Genomic DNA, 16,960 nt, shown 5'->3' with positions numbered 1-16,960 from the left:
CTTTCTTGATGAGAGCACATGATGAACGATCATTGTTACGAGAGCAGCGCGGCTCTGGAGCCGTTGAGTGAAACCGCGAGCGGATGACTGTTTGCGGTTTCCTGCGGGCGGACGTCCACGCCGAGAACACCTGTCATCTGGCCGCGTGCGTCAAAAACGGGCACCGCGACCGTGAGGCAGTAGTTGCCCACTGCCTCGGAGTAGTAAATGTTTGAAAGATGGGACTGGCCGGTGCGCAGCACCTCGCGGAACCAGTCGCGGTCGCTCCAGTCGCGGCCGCAGGCCTCCGCGTCCGGAAGACAGACAGCGTCTGGCGCGGCAACAAAGTCCACCACCTGATGTCCCTTGGTATCGGTAATCCACGCCAACTCGAAGAGCGGATTTTCGTCCACGGCCCGGTTCAGAGCGCGCGTCTGTCTGCCGATGTCGTGGCTCTTGAGGTCGTCGGACGAGGCGAGCGCTTCCACCTGCTTCTGCACGTCGCCTTCGCCCAGAAGCGCGAACATGCCGTGCAGCCTGCCCAGCGCGGCGATCTGCCCCACGAGGTCCTGAACCGCCGAGCCGGTACGGGCCACGGCGTCCACCGTGCTCGCCGAGAGGTTGTCCACATCCATGACCGCCGTTCGGATGGCGTCTCCGGACGAAGACTGCTCGGCACTGCCGTCGGCGATCTTCACCACCTGCTCCACGGTCATGGCAAACGCGTCGCGAATCTCGTTGAGCGCTTCGCCCGACTGTCCAGCCAGCTTGTCCGCGCCCGCGGCAGCCTCTGCCGCGCGGTCCATGCCCTTGACGTTGTCTTCCACCCCGGACTGAATGGCGGCTACGCTGCGGCTGACGTCGCGGGTGGCGTCCATGGTCTTCTCTGCCAGTTTGCGGACCTCGTCGGCGACCACCGCAAACCCGCGTCCGGCCTCACCGGCCCGGGCTGCCTCAATGGCCGCGTTCAGGGCCAGCAGGTTGGTCTGGTCCGCAATGTCGGAGATCACGCTGATGACCTTGCCGACGTCTTTGGCCCGTTCCCCGAGGGTGCCCATGCCCTGCTTCATGTCCGAGGTGATCTCGTTGACCTCGGCAATGGCGTCCACGGTGTTTCGCACAACGCCGATGGCCTCTGACACACGGTTGCGGGCGTCTTCGGCCTCCTTGGAGGTCTGGTCCGCGCCCACGGCCACGTCGCGGATCTGCATTGCCAGGTGGTGAATGGCCTCGGCGGTTTCACCAACCTTGCTGCGCTGCAATTCGGCGTCTTTTTGAATATTCTTCGACTCGCGGCTCACACTGCCGGAGGAGACGTTCATCTTTTCCACGATGCCGTGCAGCATCTGCGCGGCCTGCATCATGCCCTGACGCTGGGCCTCGGCCGCCTCCAGCCGCTCCCTGCGCGCTTCGCTGGCTTCCTCAAGCGCACGCTCGGCTTCGTTTGCACGATCCAAAGCCTCGGCCTCGGCCCGTTCGGCCTCGTCCATCTTGCCGCGCAGATTGTCCACCATCAGCACGATGGCATCACGAACCTGCCGCAACTCAAGCGAGAATGCGCCCTTGGCTTCGGCCTCGAGGTCGCCTCCGGAAACAGCGTCCGCAAACGTCCTGAGACGGTTTAAAGGCTTGAAAAGGGCAAACCTGAGGAAGAGCATGGTCACAAACGCGATAGCCACACAGGAGACAGCGGTCAGCACCATGGCGGCCTGCTCAAGCTCCGTGACCGCAGCAAGAGCCTCGCTTCGCTCGACCTGCGCCGCAAGCGCCCACGAGCTGCCGTAGACGTCCACCGGAGCATAGGCGGCCAGCACTTCGCGGCCGAGATGGTCGGTGGTCATGACGGTCCCGCTCTCCCCTTCAAGGGCCGCTGAAACCGTGTCGGTCTGCATGACCGGGCCGCCCTTTTCGAACGACGCATCTATGGTGTAGTCGCGCTGGCCGGGGATGTCCGAGCGCAACCGCCCGGAAGGTCCGACAAGGTACGCATAGCCCGTCTCGCCCATGCCGGTGCGCGAACTCATGAGCGTGTTCAGGTGCTTGGTGGAGACCCTGAGCGCGGCCGCGCCCTCGATCTCGCCGGTGATGCGGCGCAACGGAACAACATAGAACGCCACCGGATTTCCGTCCTCGGGCGGGTAGGCGTGAAAATCGACAAATATTTCCTTGCCGGAGAGCGCCTTTTGCCAAGCCTTGGCAAGCGGCATGCCTGAAAAGCGGCCTTTCTTGAGGTCCGCACCGAGGTCCTTGCCCCGGCGCTGGGTGTAGACGACGCGGCCGGTGTCGTCCATGAGCAGCACATCTTCGTACCCATATACTTCAACATAGGGTTTGAAGTACTGTTCGACCATGCGGAGGATTCTGGTGAACTCCGGGTCCTTGACGTTCATGGGCTCACCGGGCTTGGCGCCGTAGAAGATCACGTCGCGAAGCCTGACGAGGGCACTGTAGACGCCGTGGGTGCCCGCGTACATCGTTGCGTCGTCCTTCCACGACTCCATGAGCGCCTGAAGACTGTCAACACGCGCTTCGCGCACGGACTCCAGCTTGTGAAAGGCTTCGTTGCGCAGGCTCTTCGACGCGGTGTTGATGCTGTATCCGACCATGCCCGCCAGCGGAAGAACCCCGATAAGCAGGCAGAAAATGACCATTTTGATGCTTAGTCGCATGATATACACTCCCCACTATCCATTTATTAATCCGTCCGGATAGCGGGGGAAACGCTAGAGCGTTCGCAAGCTTGCGTGGTATCTATCAGGTGAAGAAATGTTACAATCAGACGAAAACAGGCGGGATTAGCCGGGGATGCCCTGAAGATATTCGACAAGCGCCTTGCAAATGCGCTTGTCATAGGCCTTGCTCATCTTCAAAAGCTCGACGGCGGCGTCCACGGCGTTGCGCCGGGGGCTGTGCGGCCTGTCGGTGACCATGGCGCAGTAGGAGTCGGCCACCGCGAGAATCCGGCCGTAAAGGCCGATTTCCTTGCCCTTGAGCTGCATGGGATAGCCGGTGCCGTCCAGCCGCTCATGGTGCTGGGCGCAGGCCTCGAGGATTTCCTCATCCTCGATGCCGAGCCGCTTGAGCATTTCGCAGCCGCGATGGGGATGCTCGCGCAGCTTGCGGCGCTCGGCCGTGCTGAGCTGGCCGCTCTTGTCGGTCATGAGCTTGGAGACGCGCGACATGCCGATGTCGTAGAGGAAACAGCCCATGGCCACGGTAGAAAGGTTCTCGATGATGACCCTGTCGCGGTTGAGATGCACATAGATGGCCAGCGCCACCACCCCGGCATTAACGCGCTGCCGGTCCCTGTCGCGATTGCGGTGGGCCACGCTCACCAACAGGTCGGCATTGTCGAAATCCACGCCGACGTAGACCGAGAGCATGTCCACGGCCTCGGCAAGATGGTCGAGCTCCTTGGCGATGGTGTTGTCGTAAAAAGCCGTCTGCCGCTTGGCAATTTCGCGCACGAACAGCCCGGCAAGGTCTTCGGGCGTGAGATTCGGGTCGTCGAGGGCGGCCTCAAGGTCGCCTGCGGCGCAGCGGACGTAGATTTCCTGATCGTTTCTGGAAAAGAACAGCCGCCCTTTGTTCGCAAGGTGGACATACCACTCCATGTCCTTGGGCGTGACCGGATCGCCAGCCATGTAGAGGGGGGTCAGGCAGTTGAGCTTTTTGCGGAAGCGGAAAAGGCTGAGCGGAAACGAGCCGCGAGGAAACCCTTCAAGCACCTTGGGGCTGATCTGGTTGAACTCTTCGACGTTGAGCTCTTCGGGATAGTCCTCGTGGTCGAGGTACTGGTCGGCATCGCTTCTCATCAACTCTCCAGCGTTATGCGCGGCCCTGCGGGGAAAGCAGCGTATACAATACCACCGCAGTCCAAAGCAAGCCGGTTATGGCCGCGCCGAGCGGAATGCTCCACCAGCGAAGGGGAACGCTTCTGCCACGCAGCCGGAACGTGCCGCAACAGGTGAACAGGCCGAGGACCATCTGTACAAGCACTCCGCTTGCCGCAAGCGCGGGCAAAAGGAGCACCCAGATCAGGGGGTCGCCTAGCCGGACCATGTGACACTCCAAACATGCACAACTATCTGCAACGCCGATACTACACTGAAAAATATGAAAGAGCCGCCCGAAAGTCCCAAAGTCCGCAATCGTCCGCTCACCCCTTGATCCATTCGGCCAGAGGCGGCGGCGTTGGGCACCCGACAATCTGCCCCCAATCACAGGCCGCCGTCAACTCCAGACCGTGCTGGATGATGGAGACAGGTCTGTCCGAAGAGACCACGATGACCACAAGGTCCTCGTTTTCCGCGGTGAAGCGAAGCGCCGAATTGAACCGCGCCCCCCGACCGCGGTTTTCACCCGGCACGCTTTTTCCGTCCATGAGGCAGCCGAAGCCGTGCAACTTGAGGTCTGCGCCCACGTGAAGGGCCCCGTCAATCTTGGCAAGCGAGCAGGCAAGCTTCAGGTGCCCGGGCACCCGCAGGTCAAGAGGATCGTCAAAATGCTGCCCTGCCGTGCGCACCAGCATGTGGCCGAGATCGAGGATCAGGGTGCAGCCGTGCTTGCGGTCGCGCACGCGGTTGACCATGGAGTGGATGATGCCCATGAGCTCATGCTGATTCTCCATGCTCACGTGCGATTCCAGAAGAATTTCCTCCAACTGCACCAGGTTGGCCTTCATGTTGCTAGAGTGGAAGGCGCCGTCGCGGAACGTGCAGACAAGGTCGTTTTCCAGCATCAGGAACCCGTGGCTGCCGCTGAACTGCGCCGCAAGGTACGAGCCCGGCATGGGGCCGATGGCGATGCCCACGATATCCTGCCCGTCCGAGACGAGCACCCGTCCGGAGTACTCCACCGCCTGCAGCATCTTGCGCACGTGCTTGAAATCCCTGAGGCGGGGGCGCTCCAGCTTCGGAAAACGGCAAATGAACCGCACGGCGTCGAGGTGGGCAGGTTCGACCACCACCAGCCTGCCGCGTGGCCAGGCCCCTTCCTCCTTGGTCTTGGAGATGCCGAGCACCGCGTCGAGGAACGGGTACACCCGAATCTGGGTGTCGAGAAATCCCTTGGAGCTGCGGGTGTCCACGATGTGATCGCGAATGGCGTGAACCGCACAGTTCTGCAGCACGTACCCCGCGGTATCCACGTTGATGATATTCTGAAGCTCGTAGTTCTGGGCAAAGAGACGGGTGGCGTATTCCAGCCAGCGGCGGGTGGGGCCGAGGCTGCACATGCCGGGGTGTTCCTCGGTGAACCACATTTGATACTGCATGGAGCGCGAGCGTCCGCCGAAGGGGATGGCACCCGCCAGTTGCAGGTCCTTGTATTCCTCTTCGTCGAAGAACACGACTTCGGAACTGTCGCACTTCTCTCCGCGCCAGCTCGAGGAATACAGGTAATGGTCCTGAATCTTGGGCTCGTGGCCGCGCAGCAGCCCCTGCGGATCGTAAATGTGCGGCGGAGAATCCACGGTGGGTGCGTAGATGAGCGCCACCCTGCTTGACCCGGAAAAATGGGACAGCCCGTCCCGCAATCCGTCAAGAATGTGGAATATGCAGATGTTTTCGAAAGAATTTCCCGCCATTTGTCCCCCTGAACAGAAAAGTCATCCCTACCTGCCTATGTAGGATGATTCCGGGGTGAAGTCCAGAGGGGTATTGCACGGCACCTGATGCGATTTGGTCAAGAAGCGCGGCCTGTTCCCGGCACGGCGGCTGACCGGTCAGGCGAACAGGCCCGCGTGGCGGTTTTTCAGGAAGTCGGCCAGCTCCCGCACCACGCCCTTGCCACCCTCGGCCTTTGTGACCATGTCGGCAATACGCAGAATCCCTTCATGCGCATCAGCCGGGGCCACCGCAAAGCCGCAGAAGGTCATGGCGTCATAGTCGTTCATGTCGTTGCCGACATACAGGACGTTTTCGGGGGCAATCCCCCGCTCGTCGAGCAAGTCCTTAAGGCTGGCGAGCTTGTCCCCGCTGCCGTGAACGCATTCGAGGCCGAGCTTTTTCGCCCGCGCCATCACGACGGGGTTTGTCTCGGTGGAGAGGATGACCTGCTCTATGCCCTGACGCCGGATCATGCCGACGCCCCAGCCGTCCCCGCGATGACAGAACACGCTTTCGGTGCCGTCCTGCGACACCAGCACGCGGTTGTCGGTCATGACCCCGTCGAAGTCGTAGACCACCAGCCGCAGGTTATCGAAGATGAACCCGTTCGATCTTTGGCTTTCGTGGCCGCTCTCTCGGGATGGAGATTGTTCCGGTCTGCTCACATCGACTCCTTGGTCATGGTGCCCGGCGGCAGGCGTCAGGGCGGTTCAACGGTATGTCCGGGCGTTCTCACATGTCGGTCAGGCTGACCGTTTTGCCTCTTTCCTTCTCTCCCGCCATTCGTGCAGCCGTGTCAGCAGGTCCCACTCGATGGGTACGATGAAAAGGGTGAGCGTGGTGGCCACGCACAAGCCGGTAACGAAGGTTGTGGCCATGGTTCCCCAGACAAGAGAATAGTACGGGATGCCGAGCGCCATTGGCAAGAGGCCGAGGGAAGTGGTCAGCGTTGTCAGCAGGATGGGCCGCAAACGGATGCGCACCCCTTCGCGGATGGCCTCGGCGCGGGTCATGCCCGAGGCATACAGCTTGTTGATGAAGTCCAGCAGCACCAGCGAGTCGTTGACCACGACCCCGGTGACGCCCACCGTGGCGATGAAGCTGTTCACGGTGAAGAGCGAGCGTGTCAGGAAGGTTCCCCAGATCACGCCCGTCAGAGCAAAGACCACCGCCGAGAGGATCACCACCGGCTGCGTGTAGCTCTGGAACTGGCAGGCCAGAATCGTATAGATGATGAGAATGGCCACAAGGAACGCATAGCCCAGCGATTTGAAAGACTTGCCGGTGCTCTCGAATTCGCCCGAGAAGTTGATGGCCGCGCCGGGGTAACGGTCGCGGACCGACTCGTAATACTCGGTGACATCGTGCACGATGCTCGCCGTGGTCACGGGTGAGCCCTGACGGATGTTGGCCGTGAGGGTGATGGCCCGCTGGCCCTGAAAACGATTTCGCTGACCGGGTTCGCGGTAGGTCTGCACCCCGCAGAGATCGCCGAGCTTCACGGGGCCGCTGGAGTGCTCCACCACCGGGATGTCGAGGGCGTCCGCCGGTTCGTACAGGTACTCCGGGTCCACCTTGACGCGCAGATCGATGTCCTCGTCCGAGGTGCGGTATTCCCCGGCAAAGCGTCCGTCGAGCACGCTCCCGGCCAGGAGCGCAACCTGCTGCGTGGTCAGGCCGTATTCATGCACCCGCAGCGGGTCCGGAATGAAGCGGAAGATTCGGTTATCCGTGCCCGTGTCGGCTTCGAGGTTCACCAGATACGGCCCGATATCCTTGTTGGAGACAATCCAATGCAGCACGTCATCCTTGAGCGCGGCAACGGCCTGCGGGTCGGAGCCGAGTACGCGGATGTTCACGTCCTTGCCCGTGGGCGGACCGTCCTTCTGAGGCCAGATGCGGTATTCCCAGCCCCCTTCCTTGTGCTGGGCAAGGTTCTCCCGAAGCCAGTCAAAGAGCACAAGGGGGTCGTTGTCCGGATTGTCGGGGAAGGTCTGTTCGCCCTTGTCCGGAAGCTCCACGATGATGATGCCGAGGTTGGAGCTGAAAATGTTCTCGTAGTCCTCGTTGATGTCCATGCCCGCAAGACCTGTGCAGGACTTGCTTACGCCGTCTCCGTACTGCCTGATATCCCTTGAGACCTCCTTGACCTTGGCCGAGGACACCTCCACCGGCGTGCCCACCGGGCCCTTGAGGCTCACGTAGTAGACCCGGTAGTCGTCCGGGAAAAACTTGATGCGCAGGAGCGGTGCCACCCCGCTCATGGACACGCCCATGATCGCCAGCGCCATGAAAAAGGCCAGCGCCACCGTGCCGAGGCTCAGGACCTTGTGCCGGGAGCAGAGGTTGAGAATTCGCTCCGCAATCTCACGCAGCTTGACGAGAAATGCAGGATCCTTGGCCAGCGCGTGCTGTTTTGCCTGCTCCTCCAGCTTGGAGGCTCCGGGCCAGTCCAGAATGTGCAGGGGCAGGATGACGAGGCATTCGATGATGGAAGAGATGATTGCGAAGGTCACGGCCTTGGGCACCAGCGCAAAGAATTCGCCCGTGGAGCCGGTCATGATGAGCATGGGCAAGAACGCGGCCATTGTGGTGGAAGTGGCTGCAATGACGGGCAGAAAAACTTCGCTGGTGCCGTCGATGACCGCTTCCTTGAGCGCCTTGCCCTGCTGCACGTGGCGGTAGACGTTCTCCACCACCACGATGGCGTCGTCCACAATGATCCCGCTGACGAGCACAAAGGAAAAGAGCGTGATTTCATTCAGGGAGTTCCCCGTGATCCACATGATGATCATGGTCACGAGAAAGGCGAACGGCACCCCGACGGTGGTCAGCATGGCGTTTCTGAAGCCCATGACCAGCCAGATGCATACGCAGACCAGCCCGATGCCCACCAGCAGGTTCGACCCCAGCGTGCTGATGCTCTCGTCGATGTAGGACCGCTGGGTCTGGGTGATGACCGATTCCACGCCCTCGGTGTCAAGCTTGGGCTTGTATCGCTCAACCAGCTCTCGCACGGCGGTGTCGATGTCCAGCGCATTGCCCTCGGCGGTCTTGATGACCTTGATGCTCACGGCGTCCTTGCCGTTGACCGAGGAGATGACAAAGGGGTCGCGGTAGTCCAGCCCGGCCTTTGAGATCACGTCGCCTACCGTGACGAAGGAGCCGTCCGCGTCGCGGCGCACCACGGTCCGGGCCACCTGCTCGCGGGTGCGGTACTTTTCATCCACGAGGATGACGTATTCGCCCGAATCGCTGACGAAATCACCTGCGGGGATGGAGACGTTGGCCTGCTCCAACGCGGTGGAGACTTCGTCAAACGTCACCCCGTAACGCTTGAGACGCTGGGGATCGAGCACCACGTGGAACTCTCGGGCGTATTCGCCGTTTACTTCCACCTCCTTGACCCCCGGTATCCGCTCCAGCGGAATCTTCATCTCCTCCGCCATGAGGGTCAATGCGCGGTTGGAACGCTCGCCCACGAGGTTGATGTTCAGGACCGGAAGCCACTCGTCAACATTGATGACCGTAAACTCCGGCGGGTCCATTGTGGAGGGCAGGTCATTCTGTATGGACAACACCTTGAAACGCAGTTCGTCATACAAAGCGTCATAGTCCGTGTCGTCGAGGAACTTGACCATGATGCTCGCACGCTCGCGATAGGACCGTGAGCGGACGAACTCCACGTTTTCCAGATCATCCAGTGAATCCTCTATCTTGCGGGTGACGAGGGCCTCCACTTCCGTGGGGCTTGCGCCGGGCAGATAGGCCGAGATTATCACCTTGCCCATCTGCACGTTGGGGTAGCGCTCCACGGCAAGATCAAGCACGCAGAACGAGCCCACCACCATGAGCAGGATGAAGACGAGGTTCAGAAAGACTTTCTGATGAAGCGTGAATCGGAGGAACCCCTTGACCGGGGTGTCGTGCTGCGAGTTCATGGTGTCACCTGCGCTCACGGGCTAGCCGTTGGGGTTGAGAATGAAGCGGTCCCCGGGCCTGACATCGGGCGACGAGACCCGGTAGAGGTCGTCGCCGCGCGTGCCGAGCAGCATGACGCGCACCCGCTCACCGTCCGGGTTCACGAGAAAGTGCTCCTCGTAGGCCTTGACCAGCGCGGAGCGGGGCACGAGCACGGAACCGCCCGGATCGGGCAGGGGAAGTACCAACTGGGCGCGGACGCCGCCGCGCATCTCAAGCTCGCCTCCGGCGATTTCAAGGTCCACGTTGATCTTGCGGGTTTCCGGGTCGAAGCCCGGCGCGACGCGTTCGATACTCGCCTCAACCGTGCCGCCGTGATCGGGCAGCTTGAGGGTGACGGTCTTGCCCATGTCCATGAGGGTGCGATACTCCGCGCTGCTCAGGGCGAAGGGAACGAGCAGTTGCTTGAAGTTGCCCAGAGTCCCGGCGGTCTGGCCAACGCTCACCCATTCGCCGGGCTCCAGTTCGCGGGAAACCACCTTCCAGCCGGACGGCCCCTTGATGGTGTGGCGTACCAGCCGCTCCATCAGACGGCGCTCTTCCACCTGCATGGCGCGGAGTTGCTGACGAGTGGTCTCGAAGTTGCGGACGTTGTTGTCCAGCGTGGACTGGGCGGCGGTTCGCCCCTCGACCAGCTCCTTGTAGCGATCCAGCTCCTTGCGGTGGTACTCCAGTTCGCTGCGCAGCTTGGCCTGATCCGCCCGGTTCTTCTGCAGGTCGAGGTTTACGAAGGTGTTGTCCAGCACCGCAAAGACGCCCTTGTCGTCAAGGGTGTCGCCCACGTCGGCCTTGACCTCCTCAACACGGCCCTCGACCTCTGCCACCAGTGTCATGGTGTTTCTTGCCCGGGTGAAGCCGGTGAGGATCGCCTCGCGCGCGGCCTTGCGCACCACAAAGGTTTCGCGGTCCTTCATGGCCGTTCGGGGCTCTGCCGGTTCAACAGCCGCCACCTCGAGTGCGTCGGCCTTGGTTGCGGTCGAACCATCCTCGGCCTCGGCCTGCCTGTCCCCGCCACATCCGGCCGAGATAAGCATGCTGACAACAACAAACAGCAATAGTATGCGTCTCATGATGCAATCCCTCATAATCATGATTCTTCCGCTATTATATGTTCATAATCCGGAGTTGCCCGCATCACGAACCGCAAAACGTTTTCAATAAGCCAGTCCACATCTTTGCCGTTGCTCATGACCTTGAGCCTGCCGGAGTTGTTCAGGTGCGACACGCCATGCACGGTGGCCCACATGGCAAAGGCGACGGTGTCCTCGTCCACATCGCCGAACCGTCCGGACTCGATAACCCTGCCGATGTTGGCCCGGAACCGCTCATAGGCCTCCCCGGCGGACTTGACCGGGTCTTTTTCCATGTCGACTTCTTCGCAGGTGGTGCAGAACATAAGGTGGAAATCGTCCGGGTTGTCCGCGGCGAAGCGGATGTAGTTGCGGCCGGACATCTCCAGCCGCCGGGACGGGTCGAGATCCTGCCCGTACGCCATGCGCTGTTCGTGAAGGTATTCGACATACCCGTCGTTGCGCAGCGAGGACAGTATCTCCCGCTTGTTCTTGAAATATCTGTAGAGCGCAGCGGGGCTGCACCCCACTTCTGCGGCAATGCCGCGCATGGAGACGTTCTCGAACCCTTCCTTCAGAAACAGCCCCTTGGCGGCCAAAAGGATGGCTTCGCGCTTGCGCTGCCGCGATTCTTCAATCTGTTTTCGCTTGTTCATGCTCAGGCCCTAACAAAGTTGCACCTTCAAGTAAACACTGTTCACGCTATCGACACAAGAAAAATGCAGAAGGACCTTAGCCAATGTCGACCGCATGTAACTTGACCGCCTTTCTCAATAACGACCGGACCATGATCACGTGGAATGGTTTGATCAGCCCAAAATAGAACCTCCCGAAACGATTGTGGAATTTCACGAGCGTGGCCACATCGAAACGAAACGTCCCGGCCTCGCCCTGGCGGGTGATGATCACCAACGCGTCAAGGTGCGACTCGCGCAGCCCGGCGACCCAATTGCTTTCCTCGTCCGTGGAGATGACATCGAACGGCCCGACCTTGCGGCCCACGGTGAGCACGTCATTTTGCGCGTAGTCCGCGCCGTCGTGCCTGTAGCCGGGAACAAAGCGCATCACCGCATTCCGAAAACGCATCAGCGAGCGCACCCACGCAGGACGGTCCAGCAGAAATGCCTTCACGAACGACTCCAGTCCGCAGTCGCAGCGGGTGCTCTGGATGTCCATGGCATCGACCCGGCCCATGAAGTCGGCAACGCGGGGAGCTCTAAATATCTCTCAGGAATTTGCATGCTTACCTCGACAGCAGTCCGTTGAAGAGTTGCTCCTGAAGCATCCGCACGAACCCCAGCACTTCGTCGCGGTCGAACCGCTCCGAGCGCAGGATTGTCAGGATGCCCGTCAGGTAGTGCGAAATGAAGGCCCATGCCGCCTTTTCGCACTCCACATCGGCCCGAAGCTCGCCGCGCTGTTTGCCTTCCTCCATGATCTCGGCGATCTTTCCGGCATACCACTCCATCTGATCGGAATACGCCTGCCCGGCCTCGCCTCTAACGAACAAGGACTCGCGCATCAGGGACCCAGCGTGTCAATGTGCTCCTCATAGTAGTCGCACTCGTACTCCACCAGATACATGAGCCGTTCCAGCGTCGGCCCGTCCGGGATCGTGGCCAACGCGCGCAGAGACATGTCGTGAAACTCGCCATACATGGCTCGTGCATCAGCCGGAACTTGTCGCCGAAGTGCAGGTTGACGGTTCCCACCGCGACCCCTGCCACTGTCGCGATCTCCCGCATGGAGGTCCTGTCAGGACCCTTCTCGGCAAAAAGCTCTCGCGCCGCCTCGAGAATCCGGTTCCTCGTCAGTCGCTTCCTTTCTTCTCGTGTTGTCTTGTGCATGATTTTCCTTTTATGAACACGTTCACTGAACATGTTCAGTACTCCGGAGTCCCACCCCTGTCAAGCCCGGATGGCAGGTCGAACTATTCTCGAAAAAGGCCCTTTCTTCTGTTGACCTGTCTACGGGTTCAGAGGGGAGAAGGCCGGAAAAAGGAGGGTCGCATGACCATACGAAACGGCGTCCGGAAGGAGCTCCGGACCACAATGAAGCTGGCTGGAACCCGGCAGGAAGTGTTTCCCCTGCTCTGCCCTGTGGTGGAATTCGACTGGCTGGACAGCTGGCACTGCGAAGTGCTTTTTACGCAGTCCGGAGTGGCTGAAAAAGGGTGCGTTTTCCGCACTTGGTATCCGGATCAGGGCGGAGTCGAGACATGGGTGGTTTCCCACTATGAACCGGACGAACGCATAGAGTTCGTGCGGCTGAACGCCTCCCGGTCCATTCTTTACAGCATTGCGCTGACAGAATCGGATGACGGTTGCCAGGCCGAATGGACGCAGGTGCAGACCGGGCTCGATCCACTCGGCGACGCCGTGGTTGAGCGCCGGACGCAGGCAGCGTATGAGGAACAGATGGGATGGATTGAGCGGTCCCTCAACCACTGGCTCACCACCGGCTCCAAGCTGAAGCGCCGGTAAAGCACACGGAGCGCACCATGACCACCGTCGGACGCCTTGCCGCCAGATACGGTCTCTCCAGAAGCACGCTGCTCTATTACGAGCGCATCGGGCTTTTGAGCCCGGCGGGCCATGCCAGAGGCGACTACAGACATTACGGCCCGGAAGAGGAGCGGCGCCTCAAGCGGATTCTCGATTACCGTAGCGCGGGCGTGCCCCTCAGGGAAATAGGTCGCATCCTCGACGCCCCGGAAGAAAACCGCGTCACCGAAGTGCTGGAGACCCGGTTGACCGAGTTGCGCGCCGAAATGGAAACCCTTGCCAACCAGCAGCGCGTCATCGCCGGGCTGTTGGGCCGCCCGGAATTGCTGGAACGGCAGCAGTCCATGGACAAGGCCACATGGACCCGACTCCTTGAAGCCGCGGGATTCACGGACGAAGACATGCGGCGCTGGCATGAGGACTTTGAGCGGACCGCCCCGGACAAGCACGAACGCTTCCTGCGCTTCCTGCACATCCCGGACGACGAGATCGCCCTGATCCGCCGCTGGTCCAAGGCACCACACAAGATACTGAACATGAAGCACGCAACGGATGCCTACATGGAACTGTTCTTCAAGCTCTACGAAGGCGTTGAACGCAAAGGGCCGGGCGAACGCGAAGCCACGGCCCGTGCACTCGAACTGTGCGGCCCGCTGCCCGAAAACCCGCAGATCATCGACATCGGCTGCGGCAGCGGCCTCGGCTCGGTTTATCTGGCAGAGCTTACGGGCGGCTACATCACGGCCGTGGAATACCACGATGTGTATGTAAAAGAGGCCGAAACCATGGCAGAACGCCACGGCCAGAGCGGACGCATCGCCGCCATGCAAGGCGACATGGCCGCCCTGCCGTTTGATGACGAATCCTTCGACCTCGTCTGGTCCGAAGGCGCGGCCTACATCATGGGCTTTGACAAGGCGCTGAAGGAATGGAAACGGCTCGTCCGACCCGGCGGCTGCCTCGTGGTCAGCGAGGCCGTGTGGCTTACGGACACCCCGCCCGCAGAGGTCAAGGCGTATTGGAACGAGTCGTATCCCGACATGCGAACGCCAGAAGGCAACATCGCCGCCGCAGAGGGCCTCGGCTACACGGTCAGGGGCACATTTCTTCTGCCCGAACACTGCTGGACCCAGTTCTACGACGCCCTCGGCCGTCACCTTGATGAAATAGAGGATGAATTCCTCGCCAATCCGGGCGCGAAACCCATCGTGGACGAGACCCGCCACGAAGCTGAACTCTGGAGAAAACACCCCAACTGCTACGGGTATCAGTACTACGTCCTTCGAAAGAGTTAGGAATCATTACCGATTTCAAAACAGTGAGGGCCAGCCCATTTCGGGCTGGCCTTTTTTGTTGTTTTACGTATTCTAGAGTTTCTCTAGCCGCCTCCGGCGATCTTCATGGCCGCAACAGTATAACCTATCGAAATTTAATTAAATAGAGGTTGGAAAATGTCGAGTATGCCGATGCCCAAAGACCTGCCTGAGCCGATCATCAACCCGAACGCCGACGTGGTGCTTACCCGCCGCTATCTGCGCAAGGACGAATCAGGCAAACCCTATGAGACGTTCAAGGAGCTCTTCTGGCGCGTAGCTCCACCATCGCCTCGGAAGAGGGCAAATACAAGGACTCGACCACCTCGGTCGACGAGCTCACCCGCGAGTTCTACGACCTGATGACGACCTACCGGTTTCTCCCCAACTCGCCCACGCTGATGAACGCGGGCACCCGACTCGGTCAGCTGGCGGCCTGCTTCGTGCTGCCCGTGGAAGACTCCATCGAAGGCATCTTCGACGCCGTGAAGCACGCGGCCATGATCCACAAGTCCGGCGGCGGCACCGGGTTCTCCTTCTCGCGGCTTCGCCAGATGGACGCGGTGGTCGGCTCCACCGGTGGCGTTGCATCAGGCCCGCTCTCCTTCCTCAAGATTTTCAACTGCGCCACCGAGCAGATCAAACAAGGCGGCACCCGCCGCGGCGCGAACATGGGCATCCTTCGCGTCGACCATCCCGACATCATGGACTTCATCAAGGCCAAGGAACGAGACGGCGAGCTCAACAACTTCAACCTCTCCGTCGCCCTCACCGAAGAATTCATGCAAGCCGTGGAAAAAGGCGAAGACTACGACCTCGTGACCCCCAACACCCAAGAGACCGTCGGCAGCCTGAACGCCCGAGACGTCTTCTCCATCCTCGTCCGCAAGGCGTGGGAATCAGGCGATCCCGGCATCGTCTTCCTGGACCGCATCAACCGCGACAACCCGACTCCCGAGCAGGGCGAGATGGAATCCACCAACCCCTGCGGCGAACAGCCCCTGCTGCCCTACGAAGCCTGCAACCTCGGCTCCATCAACCTCGGCGTCTGCTACAAAACCGACGATGACGGCGGCACCGTCGACTACGACGAACTCAAACGCGTCGTACACCTCTCCGTCCGATTCCTCGACAACGTCATCGACGCCTCCCAGTACCCGCTGGATCAAATCACGGAAAAAGTGCGCCTGAACCGCAAGATCGGCCTCGGCGTCATGGGCTGGGCCGATCTCCTCTTCCAGCTCGGCATCCCCTATGACTCCCAGAAAGCCGCAGACCTCGGCGAAACCGTCATGAAGTTCATCCGCGACGAGGCCCGTAGCGCATCCAAGCAGCTCGCCGTTGAACGCGGCCCGTTCCCGGCCTACGCCGACTCCGTATACGGCAAGGCCAACCTCGGCCCCTACCGCAACGCCACGACCACCACCATCGCGCCCACCGGCACCCTCTCCATCATCGCAGGCTGCTCCTCCGGCGTGGAACCGCTCTTCGCCCTCAGCTTCGTGCGTAACGTCATGGACGGCGACAAACTGGTAGAGGCCAACCCCTACTTCGAAAAAGCCCTCAAGGAAGAAGAAGCCTTCAGCCAGAAACTCATGGATCAGGTCGCCATGGGCAAATCCATCCAGAAAATGGACCACCTGCCCGACTCCATCAAACGCGTCTTCGTGACCGCCATGGACATCGAACCCATGTGGCACCTCAAGATGCAGGCCGCCTTCCAGAAATACACCGACAACGCGGTCTCCAAGACGGTAAACCTGCCTAACTCGGCAACCCAGGAACACATCTGGGACATCTACTGGAAAGCCTACGAATACGGCTGCAAAGGCGTCACTGTCTACCGCGACGGCTGCAAACAGGTTCAGGTCCTCTGCACCGGCAGCGACCAGAAAGACGAAGAACCCAAAGGCCAGAACGGCAACTCACCGCGCGGCATCGTCAAAGACCGCCCCGATGTCATCTACGGCTTCACCCAGAAAGTGGAAACCGGCCTCGGCATGCTCTACCTCACCGTCAACGAAGTGGACGGACGACCCTTCGAAGTCTTCGCCACCATCGGCAAATCCGGCCGCTCCATCACCGCCAAAGCCGAAGCCATCGGACGCCTCGTCTCCCTCGCCCTGCGCTCCGGCGTGGAAGTGCGCGAAATCGTGGCCCAACTCACCGGAATCGGCGGCGAAAACCCCAAATTCGTCAAAAAGAAAATGGTCCAGTCCATCCCCGACGCCATCGCCTGGGTGTTCGAAAACCGCTACCTCAAAGGCGAAAGCTCGGCAGCACCGTCGGCAGCCTCAACCGCGATGAATGCCCGGACTGCGGACAGGAACTCGTCTTCGAAGAAGGCTGCCATATCTGCAAAAGCTGCGGCTTCAGCAAATGCGGCTAGCCCTGGTTTGATCGATAAAAAAAAGACGGGCCGTCCATGGACGGCCCGTCTTTTTTTGGGCCTCCGGCGGCTGAGAGGAAGGGGAGAGGGAGACCCCTTTTGCAAAAGGGTCTCC

General features: G+C 60.8%; 13 protein-coding genes and 2 pseudogenes. 3 read left to right on the top strand and 12 right to left on the bottom strand.

Translation table 11 applies throughout. From position 1 onward, the window contains the following. Window positions 1-35: 35 nt before the first annotated feature. The 12 genes and pseudogenes from JCM12178_RS10155 to JCM12178_RS20495 form a co-directional block, all read right to left on the bottom strand. Complete coding sequence (locus JCM12178_RS10155; protein WP_157054864.1) at window positions 36-2,648, bottom strand: methyl-accepting chemotaxis protein; 2,613 nt, start codon at window positions 2,646-2,648, stop codon at window positions 36-38. A 126-nt stretch (window positions 2,649-2,774) separates the two neighbouring features. Then, a complete protein-coding gene (locus JCM12178_RS10150) occupies window positions 2,775-3,794 on the bottom strand; it encodes an HD-GYP domain-containing protein (RefSeq protein WP_054651056.1) in 1,020 nt (339 codons plus the stop codon). 13 nt (window positions 3,795-3,807) lie between these two features. Further along, window positions 3,808-4,041 carry a hypothetical protein gene (locus JCM12178_RS10145; protein ID WP_054651054.1) on the bottom strand — a complete coding sequence of 78 codons (234 nt, stop codon included), beginning with the start codon at window positions 4,039-4,041 and terminating at the stop codon, window positions 3,808-3,810. A 97-nt stretch (window positions 4,042-4,138) separates the two neighbouring features. Beyond that, on the bottom strand, window positions 4,139-5,566 hold the full coding sequence (locus JCM12178_RS10140) for a DNA integrity scanning protein DisA nucleotide-binding domain protein (RefSeq protein WP_054651052.1): 1,428 nt from the start codon (window positions 5,564-5,566) through the stop codon (window positions 4,139-4,141). Between the two features lie 138 nt (window positions 5,567-5,704). After that, entirely contained in the window at window positions 5,705-6,253 is a 549-nt protein-coding gene (locus tag JCM12178_RS10135; RefSeq protein ID WP_245628714.1) for a KdsC family phosphatase, read from the bottom strand. A gap of 78 nt (window positions 6,254-6,331) precedes the next feature. After that, the gene (locus JCM12178_RS10130; protein ID WP_054651050.1) at window positions 6,332-9,529 is read right to left on the bottom strand and encodes an efflux RND transporter permease subunit; all 3,198 of its coding nucleotides are present in this window, start codon (window positions 9,527-9,529) and stop codon (window positions 6,332-6,334) included. 21 nt (window positions 9,530-9,550) lie between these two features. Then, window positions 9,551-10,639 (bottom strand): efflux RND transporter periplasmic adaptor subunit, encoded by a 1,089-nt coding sequence (locus tag JCM12178_RS10125; protein ID WP_054651073.1) that lies wholly within the window; start codon window positions 10,637-10,639, stop codon window positions 9,551-9,553. A gap of 17 nt (window positions 10,640-10,656) precedes the next feature. After that, window positions 10,657-11,295, bottom strand: coding sequence for a TetR/AcrR family transcriptional regulator (locus tag JCM12178_RS10120; protein ID WP_054651048.1), 639 nt, complete (start codon window positions 11,293-11,295; stop codon window positions 10,657-10,659). A gap of 76 nt (window positions 11,296-11,371) precedes the next feature. Next, window positions 11,372-11,833 carry a DUF2867 domain-containing protein gene (locus JCM12178_RS10115; protein WP_054651046.1) on the bottom strand — a complete coding sequence of 154 codons (462 nt, stop codon included), beginning with the start codon at window positions 11,831-11,833 and terminating at the stop codon, window positions 11,372-11,374. A 49-nt stretch (window positions 11,834-11,882) separates the two neighbouring features. Then, a complete protein-coding gene (locus tag JCM12178_RS10110) occupies window positions 11,883-12,161 on the bottom strand; it encodes a hypothetical protein (protein ID WP_054651044.1) in 279 nt (92 codons plus the stop codon). After that, the gene (locus tag JCM12178_RS19695) at window positions 12,161-12,298 is read right to left on the bottom strand and encodes a hypothetical protein (protein ID WP_245628716.1); all 138 of its coding nucleotides are present in this window, start codon (window positions 12,296-12,298) and stop codon (window positions 12,161-12,163) included. The genes JCM12178_RS10110 and JCM12178_RS19695 overlap by 1 nt, the downstream gene beginning before the upstream one ends. 20 nt (window positions 12,299-12,318) lie before the next feature. Next, a pseudogene (locus JCM12178_RS20495) lies at window positions 12,319-12,486 on the bottom strand (helix-turn-helix domain-containing protein); the annotation flags it as partial. A 162-nt stretch (window positions 12,487-12,648) separates the two neighbouring features. Here JCM12178_RS20495 and JCM12178_RS10105 point away from each other — a divergent pair. From JCM12178_RS10105 to JCM12178_RS10095, 3 genes and pseudogenes are all read left to right on the top strand, one after another. Beyond that, window positions 12,649-13,122 (top strand): hypothetical protein, encoded by a 474-nt coding sequence (locus JCM12178_RS10105; protein WP_054651042.1) that lies wholly within the window; start codon window positions 12,649-12,651, stop codon window positions 13,120-13,122. 17 nt (window positions 13,123-13,139) lie between these two features. Then, the gene (locus JCM12178_RS10100; RefSeq protein ID WP_054651040.1) at window positions 13,140-14,438 is read left to right on the top strand and encodes a MerR family transcriptional regulator; all 1,299 of its coding nucleotides are present in this window, start codon (window positions 13,140-13,142) and stop codon (window positions 14,436-14,438) included. 156 nt (window positions 14,439-14,594) lie between these two features. After that, window positions 14,595-16,845: pseudogene (locus tag JCM12178_RS10095) on the top strand (vitamin B12-dependent ribonucleotide reductase). Window positions 16,846-16,960 lie beyond the last annotated feature (115 nt).

Source organism: Salidesulfovibrio brasiliensis JCM 12178, from assembly GCF_001311825.1.
Classification (GTDB): domain Bacteria; phylum Desulfobacterota; class Desulfovibrionia; order Desulfovibrionales; family Desulfovibrionaceae; genus Pseudodesulfovibrio; species Pseudodesulfovibrio brasiliensis.
Note: the sequence above shows the minus strand (reverse complement) of the source record. Positions and strands in the feature narration are given on the sequence as shown.

What these genes read in the sequence shown, in the direction of transcription:
- JCM12178_RS10125 (WP_054651073.1), bottom strand. Translation starts at nt 10,639, where the DNA reads ATGAGACGCATACTATTGCTGTTTGTTGTTGTCAGCATGCTTATCTCG.
- JCM12178_RS10110 (WP_054651044.1), bottom strand. Translation starts at nt 12,161, where the DNA reads ATGCGCGAGTCCTTGTTCGTTAGAGGCGAGGCCGGGCAGGCGTATTCC.
- JCM12178_RS10145 (WP_054651054.1), bottom strand. Translation starts at nt 4,041, where the DNA reads ATGGTCCGGCTAGGCGACCCCCTGATCTGGGTGCTCCTTTTGCCCGCG.
- JCM12178_RS10140 (WP_054651052.1), bottom strand. Translation starts at nt 5,566, where the DNA reads ATGGCGGGAAATTCTTTCGAAAACATCTGCATATTCCACATTCTTGAC.
- JCM12178_RS10150 (WP_054651056.1), bottom strand. Translation starts at nt 3,794, where the DNA reads ATGAGAAGCGATGCCGACCAGTACCTCGACCACGAGGACTATCCCGAA.
- JCM12178_RS10115 (WP_054651046.1), bottom strand. Translation starts at nt 11,833, where the DNA reads ATGGGCCGGGTCGATGCCATGGACATCCAGAGCACCCGCTGCGACTGC.
- JCM12178_RS19695 (WP_245628716.1), bottom strand. Translation starts at nt 12,298, where the DNA reads ATGTATGGCGAGTTTCACGACATGTCTCTGCGCGCGTTGGCCACGATC.
- JCM12178_RS10105 (WP_054651042.1), top strand. Translation starts at nt 12,649, where the DNA reads ATGACCATACGAAACGGCGTCCGGAAGGAGCTCCGGACCACAATGAAG.
- JCM12178_RS10100 (WP_054651040.1), top strand. Translation starts at nt 13,140, where the DNA reads ATGACCACCGTCGGACGCCTTGCCGCCAGATACGGTCTCTCCAGAAGC.
- JCM12178_RS10130 (WP_054651050.1), bottom strand. Translation starts at nt 9,529, where the DNA reads ATGAACTCGCAGCACGACACCCCGGTCAAGGGGTTCCTCCGATTCACG.
- JCM12178_RS10120 (WP_054651048.1), bottom strand. Translation starts at nt 11,295, where the DNA reads ATGAACAAGCGAAAACAGATTGAAGAATCGCGGCAGCGCAAGCGCGAA.
- JCM12178_RS10155 (WP_157054864.1), bottom strand. Translation starts at nt 2,648, where the DNA reads ATGCGACTAAGCATCAAAATGGTCATTTTCTGCCTGCTTATCGGGGTT.